The sequence below is a fragment of the Sphingomonas trueperi genome (genome assembly GCF_011927635.1).
GTDB lineage: Bacteria > Pseudomonadota > Alphaproteobacteria > Sphingomonadales > Sphingomonadaceae > Sphingomonas > Sphingomonas trueperi.
The window spans coordinates 232,107-250,567 of record NZ_JAATJB010000001.1 but is presented as its reverse complement, the minus strand read 5'-3'; the positions used below and the strand labels follow the sequence as shown (position 1 = coordinate 250,567).

15 protein-coding genes are annotated in these 18,461 nt (G+C 66.8%); 8 read left to right on the top strand and 7 right to left on the bottom strand.

Going from position 1 to position 18,461, the window contains the following annotated elements:
- Window positions 1-157 precede the first annotated feature (157 nt).
- On the bottom strand, window positions 158-766 hold the full coding sequence (locus GGR89_RS01155; protein ID WP_125975101.1) for a hypothetical protein: 609 nt from the start codon (window positions 764-766) through the stop codon (window positions 158-160).
- Between the two features lie 254 nt (window positions 767-1,020).
- On the opposite strand from GGR89_RS01155, the gene acnA reads away from it, so the two are divergent.
- From acnA to GGR89_RS01140, 3 genes are all read left to right on the top strand, one after another.
- A complete protein-coding gene (gene acnA, locus GGR89_RS01150; protein WP_125977567.1) occupies window positions 1,021-3,696 on the top strand; it encodes an aconitate hydratase AcnA in 2,676 nt (891 codons plus the stop codon).
- Window positions 3,697-3,946: 250 nt separating this feature from the next.
- On the top strand, window positions 3,947-5,131 hold the full coding sequence (locus tag GGR89_RS01145) for an NF038122 family metalloprotease (protein ID WP_125977565.1): 1,185 nt from the start codon (window positions 3,947-3,949) through the stop codon (window positions 5,129-5,131).
- A gap of 176 nt (window positions 5,132-5,307) precedes the next feature.
- A complete protein-coding gene (locus GGR89_RS01140; RefSeq protein WP_164521746.1) occupies window positions 5,308-6,561 on the top strand; it encodes an NF038122 family metalloprotease in 1,254 nt (417 codons plus the stop codon).
- 87 nt (window positions 6,562-6,648) lie between these two features.
- On the opposite strand, the gene GGR89_RS01135 is transcribed toward GGR89_RS01140, so the two are convergent.
- From GGR89_RS01135 to GGR89_RS01120, 4 genes are all read right to left on the bottom strand, one after another.
- On the bottom strand, window positions 6,649-7,125 hold the full coding sequence (locus tag GGR89_RS01135; RefSeq protein WP_125977563.1) for an FKBP-type peptidyl-prolyl cis-trans isomerase: 477 nt from the start codon (window positions 7,123-7,125) through the stop codon (window positions 6,649-6,651).
- A complete protein-coding gene (locus GGR89_RS01130) occupies window positions 7,125-7,991 on the bottom strand; it encodes an S-methyl-5'-thioadenosine phosphorylase (RefSeq protein WP_125977561.1) in 867 nt (288 codons plus the stop codon). The genes GGR89_RS01135 and GGR89_RS01130 overlap by 1 nt, the downstream gene beginning before the upstream one ends.
- Window positions 7,988-9,406 carry an amino acid permease gene (locus GGR89_RS01125; RefSeq protein ID WP_125977559.1) on the bottom strand — a complete coding sequence of 473 codons (1,419 nt, stop codon included), beginning with the start codon at window positions 9,404-9,406 and terminating at the stop codon, window positions 7,988-7,990. Before GGR89_RS01125 ends, GGR89_RS01130 begins: the two co-directional genes overlap by 4 nt.
- Before the next feature lie 241 nt (window positions 9,407-9,647).
- Entirely contained in the window at window positions 9,648-10,472 is an 825-nt protein-coding gene (locus GGR89_RS01120) for a glutaminyl-peptide cyclotransferase (RefSeq protein ID WP_125977557.1), read from the bottom strand.
- Between the two features lie 316 nt (window positions 10,473-10,788).
- Here GGR89_RS01120 and GGR89_RS01115 point away from each other — a divergent pair, with 316 nt between their 5' ends.
- The 5 genes from GGR89_RS01115 to GGR89_RS01095 are packed head-to-tail and all read left to right on the top strand — an operon-like array spanning window position 10,789 to window position 16,294.
- On the top strand, window positions 10,789-11,652 hold the full coding sequence (locus tag GGR89_RS01115) for a glycosyltransferase family 2 protein (RefSeq protein ID WP_125977555.1): 864 nt from the start codon (window positions 10,789-10,791) through the stop codon (window positions 11,650-11,652).
- Window positions 11,627-12,430, top strand: coding sequence for a ChbG/HpnK family deacetylase (locus GGR89_RS01110; protein WP_125977553.1), 804 nt, complete (start codon window positions 11,627-11,629; stop codon window positions 12,428-12,430). The genes GGR89_RS01115 and GGR89_RS01110 overlap by 26 nt, the downstream gene beginning before the upstream one ends.
- Window positions 12,431-12,452: 22 nt before the next feature.
- Entirely contained in the window at window positions 12,453-13,010 is a 558-nt protein-coding gene (locus tag GGR89_RS01105; protein WP_125977551.1) for an RNA polymerase sigma factor, read from the top strand.
- A complete protein-coding gene (locus GGR89_RS01100) occupies window positions 13,000-13,947 on the top strand; it encodes a FecR family protein (RefSeq protein WP_125977549.1) in 948 nt (315 codons plus the stop codon). The genes GGR89_RS01105 and GGR89_RS01100 overlap by 11 nt, the downstream gene beginning before the upstream one ends.
- Window positions 13,948-13,990: 43 nt before the next feature.
- Window positions 13,991-16,294, top strand: a complete 2,304-nt coding sequence (locus tag GGR89_RS01095) for a TonB-dependent receptor (protein ID WP_241218061.1) — start codon at window positions 13,991-13,993, stop codon at window positions 16,292-16,294.
- Here the strand turns inward: GGR89_RS01095 and GGR89_RS01090 are convergent.
- On the bottom strand, window positions 16,278-17,645 hold the full coding sequence (locus GGR89_RS01090) for a sensor histidine kinase (protein ID WP_125977547.1): 1,368 nt from the start codon (window positions 17,643-17,645) through the stop codon (window positions 16,278-16,280). The two genes, GGR89_RS01095 and GGR89_RS01090, sit on opposite strands and share 17 nt — an antisense overlap.
- Window positions 17,646-17,680: 35 nt before the next feature.
- Window positions 17,681-18,358, bottom strand: coding sequence for a response regulator transcription factor (locus GGR89_RS01085; protein ID WP_125977545.1), 678 nt, complete (start codon window positions 18,356-18,358; stop codon window positions 17,681-17,683).
- Window positions 18,359-18,461: the final 103 nt, after the last annotated feature.

Sequence of the window (18,461 nt, the reverse complement as noted above, 5' to 3'; positions counted from 1 at the left end):
TGGGGGGGGCGGCTTCACCACCCGGGAGGACAATCTATCGCCTGTCGTACAACGGTCTGGATCGGCCAATCAAATAGAAGCAGCAGTTCCGCTCACTCTGCGGCCGCCAATCACAGCGAACGATGTAATGCGGGAAGCGAGAGTGAGAGCCCTTCGCCTATCCGAGCAAACCCAACGAAGATAGGCGGGAAACGTCCGCGGCGAGAGCATCTCGCCATGCCAAATCTCGATGTCGAAAGCCGTAGCCGGCCTCCAGAATTTCGCCGATGATCCGTGCAACAAACTTACCAATCTCCGGCAAGCCGGAAACCTCGAGCGCCCATCCCATCGGCTCAAAATGCACGAACTGGTTGCGCACTTCATCGTGGAATCGCCTAATCCAAGTGAGCTCCCTATCGGAAATTGCGATGCCCGCACTGTTGCTGCGGTCACCCGCCGAATACGGCTTGCGCACGGCTTTCAGGAGATCGGGTAGAGACATTAACTCGGTGCGAGGCACTTCCGCCGCGGGATTAGTACGACGCTTTTCAACAAACGATATCCACTCAGCAGCATTGCGTTTTGTCACCGCCCCGACCGGAGCCAGGGAAGTTGTAAGGTGGCAGACGCACGCTCCTTGGAGTGCAGAATGCAATGCGAGCGCGAACCATTTCCAGGCCTGCGGATCGGATTTGACGTAATCGATGCAGCGCAATGCATGCCGGAGCGACCCCGCAACATCCTCCGATTCATCGGAGTAAATCCAGAGATCTTCCTCCACCGTCATACTTGCTTCGCATAGGCTGCCAATCAGCGGATGAGAAGATGGTTCTAAGTCACATGCCTTAACCGCCTTGAACCGTTACCGCTACCACCACCCCTCCCCTACCAACCTCCCCTTCCCCTCCCCGCCGCACCGCGCTAAGGCCCCTCGCGAATCTTCGCATTCGCAGCACCCCCGACGGTGCGCCCGCGCGGTCTATAATGGGCTGCGTCCACCGAGCGCCCGGCGGACCAGATAGGGAAAGGACCCCGCGCCTCATGACCGCCATCGGCAACGATACGCTCGGCACGCGTGACTCGCTCACCGTCGCCGGCAAGACCTACAGCTTCTACTCGCTCCCCAAGGCGGCGGCGAAGCTCGGCGACGTCAGCCGCCTGCCCTTCTCGATGAAGGTGCTGCTGGAGAACATGCTCCGCTTCGACGACGGCGTGACCGTCACCCCCGAGGATGCCCAGGCCATCGTCGACTGGCAGCAGAACCCCAAGGCCCCCAGCCGTGAGATCCAGTATCGCCCTGCGCGCGTGCTGATGCAGGACTTTACCGGCGTGCCCTGCGTGGTCGACTTGGCGGCGATGCGCGACGCGATCACCAAGCTCGGCGGCGACGCGGCCAAGATCAACCCGCTGGTGCCGGTGCACCTCGTGATCGACCACTCGGTGATGGTCGACGAGTTCGGCACGCCCCAGGCGTTCGATGACAACGTCAAGCTCGAGTACGAGCGCAATGCCGAGCGCTACGAGTTCCTCAAGTGGGGCTCGAAGGCGCTCAACAATTTCTCGGTGGTCCCGCCGGGCACCGGCATCTGCCACCAGGTGAACCTCGAATATATCGCCCAGTCAATCTGGTCGTCGGTCGCGCCCGATGGTGCCACGATCGCCTATCCGGACACGCTGGTCGGCACCGACAGCCACACGACGATGGTCAACGGCCTGGGCGTGCTCGGCTGGGGCGTGGGCGGCATCGAGGCGGAAGCCGCGATGCTCGGCCAGCCCGTGTCGATGCTGATCCCCGAAGTCGTCGGTTTCAAGCTCACCGGCAAGCTGGCCGAGGGCATCACCGCGACCGACCTGGTGCTCACCGTCACCCAGATGCTGCGCGCCAAGGGCGTCGTCGGCCGCTTCGTCGAGTTCTACGGCCCCGGCCTGCACGCGATGACGCTCGCCGATCGTGCGACCATCGCCAACATGGCGCCGGAATATGGCGCGACCTGCGGCTTCTTCCCGATCGACGACAAGACGCTCGACTATATGCGCCTCACCGGCCGCAGCGAAGAGAATGTCGCGCTGGTCGAGGCCTATGCCAAGGCGCAGGGCATGTGGCACGGCGAGGATGCGGTGGAGCCGATCTTCACCGATACGCTCGAGCTCGACATGTCGACCGTGCGTCCGTCGCTCGCCGGCCCCAAGCGCCCGCAGGACCGCGTCAGCCTCGACAGCGTCGACGAAGTGTTCAACGGCGACCTGACCAAGGTGTACAAGAAGGAGCAGCCCGCGCGCGTCGGCGTCGAGGGTCGCGACCATGACATCGGCGACGGCGACGTGGTGATCGCCGCGATCACCAGCTGCACCAACACCTCCAACCCGTCGGTGCTGATCGCCGCCGGCCTCGTCGCCCGCAAGGCGCGCGAAAAGGGCCTGACCCGCAAGCCGTGGGTGAAGACCTCGCTCGCCCCGGGCTCGCAGGTCGTGACCGACTATCTGAACAAGGCCGGCCTCACCGAGGATCTCGACGCGATCGGCTTCAACCTGGTCGGCTATGGCTGCACCACCTGCATCGGCAATTCGGGTCCGCTCGCCGAGCCGATCTCGGCCGCGATCAACGGCAACGACATCGTCGCCGCCTCGGTGCTGTCGGGCAACCGCAACTTCGAGGGCCGCGTCTCGCCGGACGTCCGCGCCAACTTCCTCGCCTCGCCGCCGCTGGTCGTCGCCTATGCGCTGAAGGGCACGGTGACCGAGGACATGTACGAGACGCCGATCGGCACCGGTTCGGACGGCAACCCGGTGTTCCTCAAGGACATCTGGCCCTCGAACGAGGAGATCCAGGGCCTGATCAACGCCAACATCGACGACGAGATGTTCCGTTCGCGCTACGGCAACGTCTATCTGGGCGACAGCCACTGGCAGGGCATCTCGGTGACCGTGTCGGACACCTATGCCTGGCCGACCAGCTCGACCTACATCCACAACCCGCCCTATTTCGAGGGCATGTCGATGACCCCGGCGCCGGTGCAGGACATCGTCGACGCCAAGCCGCTGGCGATCCTGGGCGATTCGATCACCACCGATCACATCTCGCCCGCCGGCAGCATCAAGGCGGATTCGCCCGCCGGCGCGTTCCTCCAGTCGCACCAGGTCGCGAAGAAGGACTTCAACAGCTACGGCGCGCGCCGCGGCAACGATGAAGTCATGGTCCGCGGCACCTTCGCCAACATCCGCATCAAGAACGAGATGGTGCCGGGCGTCGAAGGCGGCATGACCAAATATGCCGGCGAAGTGATGCCGATCTACGACGCCGCGATGCGCCACAAGGCCGACGGCACCGCGCTCGTCATCGTCGCGGGCAAGGAGTACGGCACCGGCTCGTCGCGCGACTGGGCGGCGAAGGGCACCAACCTGCTCGGCGTGCGCGCGGTGATCACCGAGAGCTTCGAGCGTATCCACCGCTCGAACTTGGTCGGCATGGGCGTGCTGCCGCTGCAGTTCGCCGAGGGCGTGACCCGCGAGACGCTGAAGCTGGACGGCTCGGAAACCTTCACCATCACCGGCGTCGCGGGTCTCCGCCCGCGCCAGGACGTGGAAGTGAAGCTGACCCGCGCCGACGGCTCGTCGGAAACCTTCCTCACCCGTTGCCGGATCGATACCGTCAACGAGCTGGAATATTTCCTCAACGGCGGCATCCTGCACTACGTGCTGCGCAAGCTCGCGGCCTGATCCGTCGCGAACCGCTAAAGACCGGCGTCCTCCGCAGGGAGGGCGCCGGTTTTTTTGTGGCTATGGTCTTTGCGCCGAGATATTCACGAACGTGAATATGTGTGATGTTCTTGTGACACAAGGTTTCACCAAAACAAAAAATTGTAACATTTCCTGCTTGACCGGGTGCCGCCGCCTCCATCACCTTGGTTAACGATCGGTAAACCGGGATTCGGTGCGATCGAAGTCATCGACCAAAATGGGGGTTCGGATGAAGACGACGAAGATCAAGGCGCTGCTCGCGACTGCCACGGCATTCGGACTGGCGATTACTGCGGCACAACCTGCGGCCGCGCAGACGAAGATCGTGCTCAACGACATCGGCGGCGTGACCGGATCGCCGGCGGAACTCGGCTTCAAGATCGCCGCGAGCTATTGGGAAAGCGTGCTCACCAACAACGTCACGCTGCACTTCGACGTCGGCTTCGCCAAGCTGGGCCCCAACATTCTGGGCGGTGCCAGCAGCAACCTCTACACCAATGTCGGGATCGACAGCTATTATGGCGCGCTCGCGGCCACCGGCACGTCGGCGCTGGACGCGAGCGTGCTCTCGCATCTCGCGCCGCTCAGCGGCTCGGGGAGCGTGTCGGCGATCGTGCCCAACTACGCCCAGCCCGCGACCCTGGACGGCGTCGCCGCCACGGGCACGCGCCTCACGCCGGATGGCAAGGCGATCAGCAACACCATGGCGCTCAGCACCGCCAATGCGCAGGCGCTGGGGGCTGCGGCGGCCGCGGTGGACGGCACGATTCGGTTCTCCAGCGATTTCGCGTTCGACTTCAATCCCACGGACGGGATCCAGGCCGGCACCATCGACTTCGTCGGCGTCGCCATCCACGAGATTGGCCATACGCTGGGCTTCCTAAGTGGCGCGGACGATTTCGATTATTCGGTCGGCTCGGGGTTCAAGACCGACAATTACTGGTGGGCCTATGCGCTCGACCTGTTCCGCTACAGCGGCGACGGCGAGCTGAACTGGGCGTTCGACCAGCCCTCCTATTTCTCGATCGACGGCGGCGCGACCGCCTTCCAGGGGGATGCCTATTTCTCGACCGGCGAGAATAATGGCGATGGCTGGCAGGCGTCGCACTGGAAGGCGAACAACACCTGCAGCAACTATGTCGGCGTGATGAATCCCTATACCTGTTTCGGGCAGATGGACGAAGTCACCGCCGCCGATCTCGCGCTGATGGATGCGATCGGCTGGAACCTGAACGTCGATGTCCTCGCCAACGGGGGCTATAACTTCACCACCAAGGAGGTCGCCCAGGCCTGGATCGCCGCCGGCGGCGCGGTGCCGGAACCGGAAAGCTGGACGATGCTGATCCTCGGCTTCGGCGCGATCGGCGGCATGATGCGCTATCGCAACCGTTCGCGGCAGGTTCGCTTCGCCTGACAGGCATGCTATAACGTATTGGACGGCCTCGCTTCTTCGGAAGCGAGGCCGTTTTTTGTGGTACGTTATGTCGGCCGATCCGTCCGTTTCGCACCCAGCTTCGCTTTTCCGTTGCCCGCATTCCGCGCAAACTGTGCGCCAGAAATGCCGCGCTCGGGCGGCGGGGAAGGGCTCTGATGCGCATGGGGACGCTACAGCTATTTGCCGCCAGCGCGGTGGCGCTGCTGGCGCTTGCGACGCCGGCCGGAGCGCAGACTCATATCATCCTGCACGACATCGGTGGTGTAACGGGTTCGCCGGCCGACAGGGCATTCAAGATCGCGGCGAGCTATTGGGAATCGGTCCTCACCAACAACGCGACGATTCACATCAATGTCGGATTCCAGGCGCTCGACCCAGACGATCTGGGAGGGACCAGCTTCCGCTATTATGATGGCATCACCATCGCCAGCTACCAGAATGCGTTGGCGGTGACGGGTACCACCGCCCTGGATGCGCAGGCCGCGAGCCACTTCCAGCCGCTGAGCAGCGCCGGCACGCCGACCGTGCTGATCCCCGCCTATGACGACCCCGTTAAAAAGGACGGCGTCGCCACCGCGGGCACGCGCGTCGCTCCCGACGGCAGCATCATCGGCAGCACCATCGCGCTGACCGGGGCCAATCTGAAGGCGCTGGTGAACAATGTGAGTGGCCTGGATGCGGAGATCATCTTTTCGAGTGTGCAGGCGTTCGACTTCAACCCGGCGGACGGGATCAGTGCCGGAAGCTACGACTTCATCGGTACGGCAATCCACGAGATCGGGCATGCACTGGGCTTTACCAGCGGCGTCGACACGTTCGACAATGTCGTGGGTCCGGTCCAGCGTATCGACAACATTCCGGTTGCTTATGGGATGGACCTGTTCCGCTACTCCGCCCCCGGCCAACTCGACTGGGGATTCAATGCACCCGCTTATTTCTCGCTCGACGGCGGGGCGACGGCGCTTGGCGGTAACGCCTATTTCTCGACCGGCGAATATAATGGCGATGGCTGGCAGGCCTCGCACTGGAAGGTCGTAGGCGGCTGCACCGGCTTTATCGGGATGATGAATCCCTATTCGTGCGATGGCACGGTCGATGTGGTGACGGCGGCCGACCTGGCGGTATTCGACGCGATCGGCTGGAACCTGAACGTCAACCTGTTGGCAAACCCAACATATCAAATGTCGACGGCGCAGATCTACCAAGCGTACAATATCGCGCACCCGTTCGGAACTTTTGCGCCCGTGCCGGAGCCGGCGGCGTGGGCAATGCTCATCGCGGGCTTCGGCTGCGTCGGCATGGCGAGGCGCTACTCGATCTCCAAGCTTCGCGATCAGCGTTTGGTGCTGAGGATTCCGCTCGCCTTTTTGGTACCGGTCGTGGCCGGCGTGCTGATGGGGGGATTGTAGACCGAGCGACGGCCTATGGGGCACGTCGCCGTTGCCCTGGCTGCGGTCGAGCCGGGCCCCGCGGTGCTCCGCGAAGCCCGGTGCCGCTCAGCGGCCGATGCCGAGCAGTTCGATCTTGAACAGCAAGGTCGCGCCGCCCGGGATCGGGCCTTTACCCTGGAAGCCATAGCCCAGCTCGGCTGGGACCGCGATTTCGATGGTATCCCCCACGCCCATCAACGGTACGGCGATCTGCCAGGCGCGGATCAGCCGGTCGAGCGGAAAGCGCGCGGGCGGGCCGCCGTACGAGCTGTCGAACTCGCTGCCGTCGACGAAGGTGCCGGCATAGTGCAGCGTCACCATGTCGCTGACGCTCGGGTGCTGGCCCGAGCCGTCGCCCTTCACCCGCCGCCAGCGCAGGCCGCCTTCGAGCACGCGCCAGCCCTGTGCCGAGCCGCGGCTGGCGAGTGCAAGCGACTGGGCGCTCTGCCAGCGCAGATCCTGCGAGCGATCGACCGGGGCTTCCTGCGCCATGGCGGGGACGGCGAACAGCAGTGCCGCCGCTGCGAGCAGTGCGCGCGCCATCAGCCTAGCACCCGGCCGGCAACGGCGTCGAGCTTCGCCAGCAGCTGCGGATCGCGGCCTGAGGGGGCGGTGATCAGCGCCATGTCGAGGCAGGTGTCGATCGGCGAGGGCGCGCGTTCCTCGGGCAGGTTGCGCAGCAGGTGCATCACCATCTTCCGGGCCTTCTCCGCATTGTTCGAGAGCTGGGCGATCACTTGCGCCACGTCCACCGCTTCCTCGCCTTCGCGCCAGCAGTCATAATCGGTGACCATGCCAACCAGCGCATAGGGCAGCTCCGCCTCGCGGGCGAGCTTGGCCTCGGGCATCGCGGTCATGCCGATGATGTGGCAGCCCCAGCTGCGGTAGAGGTTGCTCTCGGCGCGGGTCGAGAATTGCGGGCCTTCCATCGCCAGATAGGTACCGCCGACATGGGTGGTGGCACCCGCCGCCTGCGCCGCCTCGGCCGCCAGCGCAGAGAAGCGCGGGCACACCGGATCGGCCATCGACACATGCGCGACCATGCCGGTGCCGAAGAAGCTGGAGGGACGACCCTTGGTGCGATCGATGAACTGGTCGGCGATGGTGAAGGTGCCCGGCGCGCGCTCCTCGGCCAGCGAGCCGACCGAGGAAACCGCCAGCACGTCGGTGACGCCCAGCCGCTTCAGCACGTCGATATTGGCCGGCACGTTGAGGTCCGAGGGGCTGATGCGGTGGCCGCGGCCGTGGCGGGGCAGGAACACCACCTTCACATGCCCGACATGGCCGACGAAGCAGGCATCCGATGGCGTGCCCCAGGGGCTCGCCACCTCCACCCATTCGCCGTCCTCGATGCCCTCGACATCGTATAGGCCCGAACCGCCGATGATTCCGATCGTCCAACCGCTCATGCGCCACCCTTTGCTGCGTTGCGGCGGGCATAGGCGAAATAGACGACGAGACCCAAGAGGTTCCAGCAGCCGAACCAGAGTTGAGTCTGGGTCGGCAGGCTGAGGAAGAGGTAGAGGCAGCCGAAGATCGCGCCGAGCCCGACGACCCAGGCGGCCGGGGTGCGGAACGGGCGGGCGAGATCTGGTGCGCGGCGGCGAAGCACCAGCAGGCACAGGCCCACCGCGGCGAAGGCGGTGAGCGTGCCGGCATTGGCGAGCGCCGCGATCTCGTCGATCGGGAGGAAGGCGGCGAAGACGCTGACGATGGCGGCGGTGAACAGCGTGATCCGAACTGGCGACCCGCGGCGCGAGACCTTGGCGAGGCTCTTGGGGAGTAGCCCGTCGCGCGCCATCACGAAGAAAATGCGGCTCTGGCCGAACAGAAAGCCCAGGATCACGGTGGGCAGCGCGATGATGGCGCTCAGCGCCAGGAACTTGGCGACGCCTGGCTGGCCGATCTCGCGCAGGATCAGCGCCAGCGGCTCGGGGCTGTCGGCGAAGCGCGTGTAGGAAAGCGCGCCCACCGCGGCGAGGGCCACGATCATGTAGATGGCGACGCACACCACCATCGATCCGACGATGCCGATGGCGAGATCGCGGCCGGGATTCTTGGCTTCCTCGGCAGCGGTAGATATCGCGTCGAAGCCGTAGAATGCGAAGAAGATGATCGCGGCAGCGGCCATCATGCCGCGCTCCACCCCGTCGCTCGCATGCTTGGCGAAGCCGAACGGCGCGAACGGGTCGAAATTGGCGGCATCGAAATAGGGCAGGGCGACCACGACGAAGACGGCGAGCGCGACGAGCTTCACCGCGACGAGGATCGCGTTGAGCGTCGCGCTTTCGCGGGTGCCGAGGATCAGCAACCCGGCGACCAACCACACGACGAACAGCGCCGGCACGTTGACGCCCCAATGCGCCACCTGTCCGGCGACCATCTGCGGGCCGTGGGTGAGCTCGGGCGGTACGCCCATCCCGAGCAGGAACGGCGTCGCATAGCCCGACCAGCCGACCGCGACGGTGGCGACGACGAGGGTGTACTCCGCGAGCAGGCTCCAGCCAACCACCCAAGCGACGATCTCGCCGAGGGCCACATAGCTATAGGTATAGGCGCTGCCCGAGGTGGGAATGCTCGTCGCCAACTCGGCATAGGCGAGCGCGGCGCAGGCGCAGATCGCGCCTGCCACGACGAAGGACAGGATCACGGCGGGCCCTGCCCGGTCCGCGCCGACTCCGATCAGGGTGAGAATGCCCGTGCCGACGATCGCGCCGACCCCCAGCGCCACCAGATGATACCAGCTCAGCGTACGCGCCAGGCGATGCCCGTGCGGCTGGTCTTCCGCTGCGGTAATGGGTTTCAGACGGAACAGACTGGCCATGGATCCTCCCCTTTGTTCTTGGCCCGGCGGTGATAGCGGGGTGGGGGGATGGGGCAAGCCTGTGTCCCTCCCGCTTCTTTACGCCCCTCCCGCCTGCGGGAGGGGCGGGGGGAGGGTGTGTCGTGGAGGTTCTTTCCTGGACGGTGTCGCCCGCTACCCTTACACACCCTACCCTAACCCCTCCCGCAGGCGGGAGGGAAACTAGAAGAAGGGGCGCAGGAAGCCGGAAGAACGGCGCCGCTTACTGCTGGCTGCAGCTCGTCAGCTTCGCCGCCTCGGACGACTTGGCGACCGCATCGCCTTCCTTCACCTGGTAGAGCAGCGGCCAGCGCTTGCCGGTGACGAACAGCCGCTTGGTCGCCGCGTCGTAGGCGACGCCGTTGGCGACGTTATCGGTGCCGCGGTCCTTCGGGCCCAGGTCGCTCACGTCGAGGAAGCCGGTGACCTTGCCGCTGACGGGGTCGATCTTGGCGATCAGGTTGGTCTGCCAGATATTGGCGTAGATCTGCCCGTCGACCCATTCGAGCTCGTTGAGATTGGCGACCGGGCAGCCATTGGCGGTCACCCGCAGCGTCGAGGTGACCTGCATCGAGTTGGGGTCGAGGAAGCGCAGCACGGGCGTGCCGTCGCTCATGATGATCGCCTTGTCGTTGCGCGTCAGGCTCCAGCCTTCGCCGGTATAGGAGAAGGTGCCGCGCGGCTCGAACTTGTCGAGGCCGTAGATGAAGCCGGTCTTGTCCTGCCAGGTGAGCTGGAACAGCTTGTCGCCCCAGGCGACGATGCCTTCGCCGAAATAGGGGGCGGGAAGCGAGGTTTCCTGCTGCACCTTGCCGGTGGCGGGGTCGAGCTTGCGGATCACCGATTCGCCGATCTGGCCGGTGCTCTCGTACATCGCGCCCTTCTCGAAGAAGAGACCTTCAGTGAACGATCCGGTATCGTGCGGCAGCGTCGCGACGGCGACGGCGCGCACCACGGGAATGCCGCTCGGCTTGATCCGGGTGAAGGCGAAGGCGGCGCCTCCGACCAGCACGATCGCGGCCAAGACCACCAACAGGATGCGCTTCATCGGAACCTCTTCGCTTCTACGTGCCACCACCCAAGCCGAAGCCGGGCGGCCGTGTAAACCCCTGGCGCGCCAGATCGCTTCGGCCATGATGCTGCCATGGCGGCAGGATGCCGCCCTGCCGCCACGTCGATCAGGCTTAACATCGTCGAAATTTTTGTTCGCCCTCGGTGTGGATCGGCCGTGAAGGCATCGTCTTTCGATCGAGTGGGGAGGAACTGGTCAAGCCAGGAACCGGGCGGCGGCAAACACTTAGCTGCCGTTCTGGTTCTGGAGTCGGTCCCCTGCGTCCATTCGAACCGACGGGATGCTCGCAGCGATGTTTCTGGATTTTTCGAAGGACCCGTTCGGCTGGCGGCCGCAAGGTCCGGATCTGCATTGGACCGTGCTGATCCCGTTCTTCAACGAGCGCGACTATCTTCCCGCGACGATCCAGAGCCTCGCGCAGCAGACCACGAGGTGCACGCTGGTGCTGGTCGACAATGGTTCGAACGATGGCAGCGCCGAGGTGGCCGAGGCATGCTGCCGGGCGAACAAGCTCGACTATCTGCTGATCACCGAACGCACGCCGGGCAAGGTCGCTGCGCTGCGCGCAGGACTCGGCTGGGTGCGCACCCGCTGGGTGGCGACCTGCGATGCCGACACCGTCTACCCGCCCCATTATCTCGCGGCGGCGGAGGCGATTCTCTCGCGTCCCGGGCATGTCGTCGCCGGTGCCTTTTATATCGCACGAGAGACGGACGTGCGCGCCCGGATCCGCGAGGCGCGACGCTTCCTCACCGCCGCGCGGTTGCTGCCCGGGCAATGCCATGCCGGCGGTGCGGGCCAGGCCTTCTGCACGCGCAGCCTGCGCGCGGCGGGCGGCTTCGATGCCGCGCGCTGGAACTTCGTACTCGAGGATCACGAGGTGATCCACCGCGTGATGCGCAAGGGGCGCATGGGCTATTCGGGCGAGCTCTGGTGCACGCCGAGCCGCCGCAAGCGCGACCGCGATTCGATCCGCTGGACGCTGTTCGAACGGCTGCTCTACTCGGCCACCGCGCCGATCGCGGGCGACTGGTTCTTCTACGTCTTTCTCGCACGACGGCTGCAGCGCCGCCGCCTGCTGAGCAATCGCATTCGCGAGCGCCAATATCAGCATCTCGAAGGACCGGTACGTGTCGCGTCTCATTCTCTGCTCTGATGATTTCGCCTATTCGCCGGCGATCAGCGCCGCGATCGTCACCCTTGCCCAGGCCGGCAAGATCAACGCGGTCAGCTGCATGGCGCTGATGCCCGGCTGGGCGGAGGATTCGCGGCTGCTGGCGGACCTGCCGGCGCATGTCGAGATCGGGTTGCACCTGACGCTCACCGAGGAGGCACCGCGTACCGCGATGCCACGCTTCGCACCCGGCGGGCGGATGCCGGCGATTGACCCGCTGACCCGCATGGCGGGGCGCTGGGCGGTGCCGCTCGACGAAGTGGCGATGGAGATTTCCGCCCAGTTTGACGCCTTCTTCGCGGCGATGCGGCGCCCGCCCGCCTTCGTCGACGGCCACCAGCACGTCCATGCGCTTCCCGGCATCCGCGATCTGGTGCTGGCGGAAACGGTCGCGCGCGCGCCCGGTGCCTGGGTGCGCGATTGCACCGACAGTCCGCTGGCGATCCTGCGCCGTCCCTTTTCCAGCAAGGCGATCGGCAGCGCCTGGCACAGCCGGGGGTTGCGCAAGGCTGCCGCGGCACTGGGATTGCGCACCAATCGCGGCTTTTCCGGTCATTACGACTTTCGCGGCGACTATGCCGCGCTGTTCCCGCGTTTCCTCCGGGGGCCGGGGCCGATGCATCTGGTGATGTGCCATCCCGGTGCCGGCGAACGCGCCGGCGACCGTATCGCCGCAGCACGCATTGTCGAAGCCAAGGCCTTGCACCGGCTGCCGATCGCCGACATGGCTGGTGCCGAGGGACTGGCGTTTCCGGCCTGACCCTCGCGGGGATCGGGAAGGCGTGGGTGACGACGGGCTGAAGGCGGTGTTCCTGGCGCAGCGGCCGATGCTGCTGCGCCTGCTCGCTGCGCGGCTGGGGAATCGGGACGACGCCGAGGATGCGCTGCAGGACATGTGGCTGCGGATCGACCAGCTGGCGGAGCAGCCGATCGCCCAACCTGCCGCCTTTCTCTTCCGCGTCGCCGCCAACCTTGCCACCGATCGGCGTATCGCCGCCGGCCGCCGCGGCAGCCGCGATGCCGGCTGGATGGAGACGCAGCCGGGCGCCGAGGAGGTGCCCGATGCCGAGCGTACCCTCGTCGCCCGCAGCGAGTGGCAGGTGGTGGAGGAGACGATCGCCGAGATGCCCGAGCGAATGGCGACCGCGCTCCGCCTGTTCCGGATCGAGGAGCGCCCGCAGCGCGCGATCGCCGAGCAGCTGGGGATCACGGTGAGCGGCGTCGAGAAACTGCTGCAACGTGCATACCGGAAAATTCAGGAACGACTCGATTCCGGAGGTGCGGGTTCGGCCGGGCTGAATCGTCTCGATCATGAAAGGGGTTCCGACCGTGCAGGTTGAGACGGCAGACGCGATCGAGACGGCGATTGCCTGGCAGCTGCGGCTGGCGGAGGCAGACGAGGCCGTGTGGGCCGCATTCGTCGCCTGGCTGGAGGAAAGCCCCGCGCATGCCGCGGCCTATGATCGTGTCGCAGCGGCGGACCGGCTGGTTGCAGAGGTCCGCTTCCCCGAGCCTGCGCCCGTGGCGGAGAACGACAATTTGCCCGCCCCGCGCCGCTGGCTCTGGTGGACGGGCGGTGCAGCGGCGGCCGCGGCGCTCGCGATCGCGGTGGTGCCGACGATCCAGCCGCGCGCGCAGACCTATCAGATCGCCACCCGTGACGGCGAGCGCCGGACGATAGCTTTGGGCGACGGCACCCGGATCGAGCTGAGCGGCGGCACTCGGCTGACGCTGGACCACGCCAATCCGCGCGTCGCGACGCTCGATCGGGGCGAGGCGCTGTTCCATGTCCGGCACGACACGGCCGCGGCGTTCATGCTCAAGGTCGGCGACGTGGCGGTGCAGGATCTCGGCACCGTGTTCAACGTGACGCACCTGGGCGACCGGATGAGCGTCGCGGTCTCCGAAGGGTCGGTGGCGTTCCAGCCGGGCGGTACGGCGGTGACGCTGCGCGCCGGCGATGCGCTGTCCGCGCGCGACGATGGCGGCGATGTGACGCGTACCCGCGTAGCGCCGGCCCTTGTCGGCGGCTGGCGCAATGGGCGGCTGAGCTTTGCCGGCCAGCCCCTGCACGAGGTTGCAGGGGCACTGAAACGGCTTTACGGCACCGACATCGCCCTGCGGGGCACGCTGTCGGAAAGGCCGTTCACCGGTGTCGTTCATTTCTCGGGCGTCGCCGATCGCGATGTGCCGCGCCTTGCCGAATTGATCGGGGCGACGTGGCGTCGTGACGGGGGGCAGTGGATATTGGCGGAGCAGGGGCCGAGAACCCCTTAGTCTCGCGGCCCTTAGTCTCGCGCTCGCCCTGGCGCTGCCCGCCGTGCCGGCGCTGGCCCAACGCGGCACGATCACGCTTCCGGCCACCACGCTCGATCTCGCCATCGGCCAGCTGGCGCGGCAGACCGGCGCGGACATCGTCAGCACCGATCCCGGCCTACGCGCCATCCGCACACCGGCGGTGCGCGGTGCGCGCGACCTGGCAGCAGCGCTCCGGCAGCTACTGAAGAACAGTGGCTATCGTGCGCGACGGCTTACCGGCGGGGGCTACCGGATCGAACTTGGGTCTATCCCGCGCGCGCGGAAGCCGACGCCCGCCCCGCCGAGCGTCGCGCCGCCGCCGGACCCCGACATCGTCGTCACCGCCAGCAAGCAGCGGATCACGCTGCTGCGCTACCCGGGCAGCCTCACCCAGGTCGCCGACCGGAACGCGCTGCCGGGCACCGCCGCCGGCACGCTGAGCGATGCGGCGCACCAGGTGCCGATCCTGCAGAGTACCCAGCTGGGCGCGGGCCGCAACAAGGTGTTCATCCGCGGTATCGCCGACAGCAGCTTCAACGGCAGCACCCAGGCGCCGACCAGCGTCTATCTCGACGATGTCCAGCTCAACTATTCGGGCCCAGACTCCGGCTTGCGGCTGTACGACATGGCCAGCGTCGAGGTGCTCGAGGGGCCGCAGGGCACGCTGTACGGCTCGGGCGCGATCGGCGGAGTGATCCGGCTTACCTCAAACGCGGTGAACCTGCACGACGTCGCGACGGCTGCCACGGCCGGCGTCACCGCAACCGGCGGCGCCGAACCGGGGTACGATCTCGCCGGCATGCTCAATCTGCCGCTGTTGCAGGATACGGCCGGGGTGCGGCTGGTCGGCTATCACATCCGCGACGGCGGCTATCTGCGCGACCCGGATCGCAATCTCCGCGACGTCAATCGCAGCAATACCAGCGGCGTGCGCGCGGCGGTCCGCGTCGCGCCGGGCGAAGACTGGCAGGTGGAAGCGAGCGGGGCCGGGCAGTGGATCGACGCAGCCGACGGCCAATATGCCGAGCGCCTGGAAGGGGCCCTCGCCCGGCGCACGCTGCTCGCCCAGCCCTTCGGCAACCGGCTGTTGTTCAGCCGGCTGGTGGTCGGCAAGGATTGGGATAACGGCCTGCGCTTCGTCTCGGCGAGCGGAGTCACCGGCTACGAAACGCACGAAATTTTCGATGCGACGCCGCGAAGTGCACGCGGCGCGGTGCTGGGCCCGCGAACGATCTACCGCGCCAACCACGACAAGGAACTGCTCAGCCAGGAGGCACGGCTGTCGCGGTCGCTGCCCAACGGCAATAGCTGGGTCGCCGGCTTCACGCTGGTGAGCGACCGCGACGTGCTGACCCGCAGCTTGGCCCAGCCGGGACGGGAGGTCAGCATCGTCGGCGTCACCAATGTCACCAATGCCGTCTCCGGTTTCGGCGAAGCGACCTTCGCTCTCACGCCCAAGCTGTCGGTGACGATCGGCGGGCGCTATTCGAGTGCGCGTACCGATGGCGATCCCTCGGCGCAGGCGCGCCCGTCCAATTTCGTCAAGGGGCGGCTGACGCAGCGCCTCGACCCGACCTTCGCTGCTTCGTGGCGGCTCGCCTCCGATCTCGCGCTGTTCGCGCGCTTCCAGTCGGGCTATCGCACCGGGGGTCTTGCGGTAGCCCCGGGGATCGGCCGGGTGGCGGACTATAAGTCCGATGCGATCACGGTGGTGGAAACGGGCGTGCGCAAGCTGCGGCGCGGGGCAACCGGGCTCGCCGCATCGGGCAGCGTCTCCGCGGCCTGGTGGGAGAATGTACAGGCGGACCTGATCACGCGGTTGGGCCAGCCCTATACCGCCAATATCGGCAATGCGAAGATCGTCACGCTGGAGGGCAATCTCGACTGGGTGCCGGTGCGCGGGCTGCGGGCGCAGGGGGCGTTCCTGTTCACTGACAATCATGTCAAAGGGCCGATCGCCGATCTGTCCAGGCGCAACAACCGGCGCCTGCCGGAAACCCCGCCCTTCGCCGCGCATGCGGGCCTCTCCTATGCGTGGGAGGCATCGTCGGCGCAGCCGCGGATCGGGCTCTCGGCCGATTATACCGGCCGCTCGGTGCTCGGCACCGGGGACTTTCTCGACGTGAGCCAAGGGCGCTACTGGACCGCCGATGCCTTTGCTGCGCTGCGCATCGGCGAGGCGGAGCTGAGCGTCACGCTCAGCAACCTCACCGATCGCAGGGCCAACCAGTTCGCCTTCGGTAATCCCTTCAGCCTCGGCCTGCGCGACCAGCTGACCCCGCTGCGGCCGCGCAACGTGCGGATCGGGATCACGACGGGCTGGTGACCTCCGCCTCGGGCGCGAGGGGAAAGCGGAGGGAAACGCAGGTTCCTTCGCCCGGGTGGCTCTGCACCGTCAGCCGGCCCTGATGCACCTCCATGATGCGGCGAACGATCGATAGGCCCAGCCCGGCGCCGTCGGAGCGCTCATGGTCGGCGCGCCAATAGCGTTCGGTGGCGTCCTGCGGGTTGGAAGCGGCGATGCCGGGGCCGTCGTCGCGGACCAGCAGCGCGCCGTCGGGCCCGACCCGCACCTCGATCAGGGTGCCGGGCGGCGTGTGCCGGCTGGCGTTGGTGATCAGGTTGGCGAGCGCGAGGCCCGCCAGCACCGGATTGCCGCGTACCAACACCGGCCCCGGGGGGGCATCGAGCGCGATCGTGTCGCCCGCTGCCAGGATCTGCGGCGCGTGCAGACCTATCGTCTCCTGCGCGAGCTCGCGCGCGTCGAACGTCTCGAACTTGTCGTCGGCCGTCACCTCGAGGGTCGCAAGGTCCTGCAACTGCGCGACGACATGGCCGAGCCGATCGACCGAGCCGCGCAGGCGGGCGCGGAGGGCAGGGTCCTCCACGCCTTCCAGTTCCACCCGGTGCACGGTGAGCGGCGTGCGCAGTTCATGGGCGACGTTGGCGACGAACTCGGACTGGTTGCGGAAGCTTGCCTGTAGCCGGGCCAGCAGATCGTTGGTCGCGTGCGCGAGCGGTGCCACCTCCAGCGGCAGCCCCGCTTCCTCGATGCGGACGTCGAGATTGTGCGGGCCGATCGCCGCCGCCTGGTGCGAGGCGTCGCGCACCGCGAAGAACAGCCGGGCAATCAGCGCGCTGTTGATCAGCGGCAGCAGCAGCAGGATCGAGATCAGCACCGGATCATAGCGGCGGATGAAGCCGTGGATGACGTCGTCGAGGATCGCGCCGGGGCCGGTGCGGTCCTGGGTGACGATCACCCAGATGCGCGCGGCGCCCACCCGCACCGGCTGGCTGACGCCCACAAAGGCGCCCGCGCGGAACGGCAGCTGTCGGCCCGCCCGCGGTGCGTTCCGCCACGGTACGAGGTCTGCATAGGGGCTTTCGGCGAGCGTCCCGCCGCCGCTGTCGGTGACGACGAAGGCGCGCCCGTCATAGGGGGAGGCGTAGAGGCGTACCATCGCCGGATCGAGCCGGACGATCGGGCCGCTTGCGCTGGCGCGGATGCCATTTGCGATCGTCCGCGCCTGCTCGGCGAGGATGCGCTGTTCGTAGCGGTGCGCCTCGGTGCGGAGGAACGAGGTGAGCAGCATCGGCAGCGCCACCGCGGCGATCGCGATCGCGCCCAGTTCGAGCAGCAGGATGCGGGCGATCAGCGAGCGCGGCCAGAGCTTCATCGCGCCGGTCTATCGGAAGCCGCGCCCGGCCGCCATCAGGCGGCGATGTCGCGCATCAGGTAGCCGACGCCGCGGATCGTCTCGATACGCAGCGTCGCGCCTGCCGCTTCGAGCTTGCGCCGCAACCGATAGGCCTGCACTTCCAGCGCGTTCGAGCCCACCGGCTCCGTGAGGCCATAGAGCTGGTCCTCCGCGAGCTGCTTGCTCACCACCTGGCCGAAGCGGCGGAGGAGCAGCGCGGCGAACTGGCGTTCGCGGGCGGTGAGAAGGACGGCGGCTTCGCCCACCATCAGGTCGCCCGACACGGTGTCGAAGCGGACATTGCCGAAGCGCAGCTCGGCGCCAGCCAACGCGCCCTGCCGCCGCAGCACCGCGTGGAGCCGCGCGGTGAGTTCGTCGACGTCGAAGGGCTTCACCACATAATCGTCGGCGCCCGCATTGAGCCCCGCGATCCGCGCATCAAGGGCGCTGCGGGCCGAGACGGCGATCACCGGGATCGGATCGTTCTGCGCGCGCAGACTGCGGACGAGACACAGGCCGTCGCCATCGGGAAGGCCCAGGTCCAGCAGCAGCGCGGCATAGCGTGCCGCCTCCAGCATCTGGCGGCCATCGGTCAGATTGGTCGCGACGTCGCTCTGGATGCCGCGACGCTTCAGCGCCTCCATCAACGCAGTCGCAAGCGGCTGGTCGTCCTCGATCATCAGCACGCGCACGATTTCATCTTCCCGTAAGCTTCCTGTCAGTCGGGTCCAATAATGGCGCGCTGCAGCATCGACCGCAACGGATGTGTGTCTGCTATATTGCGCCCGAGAGGTG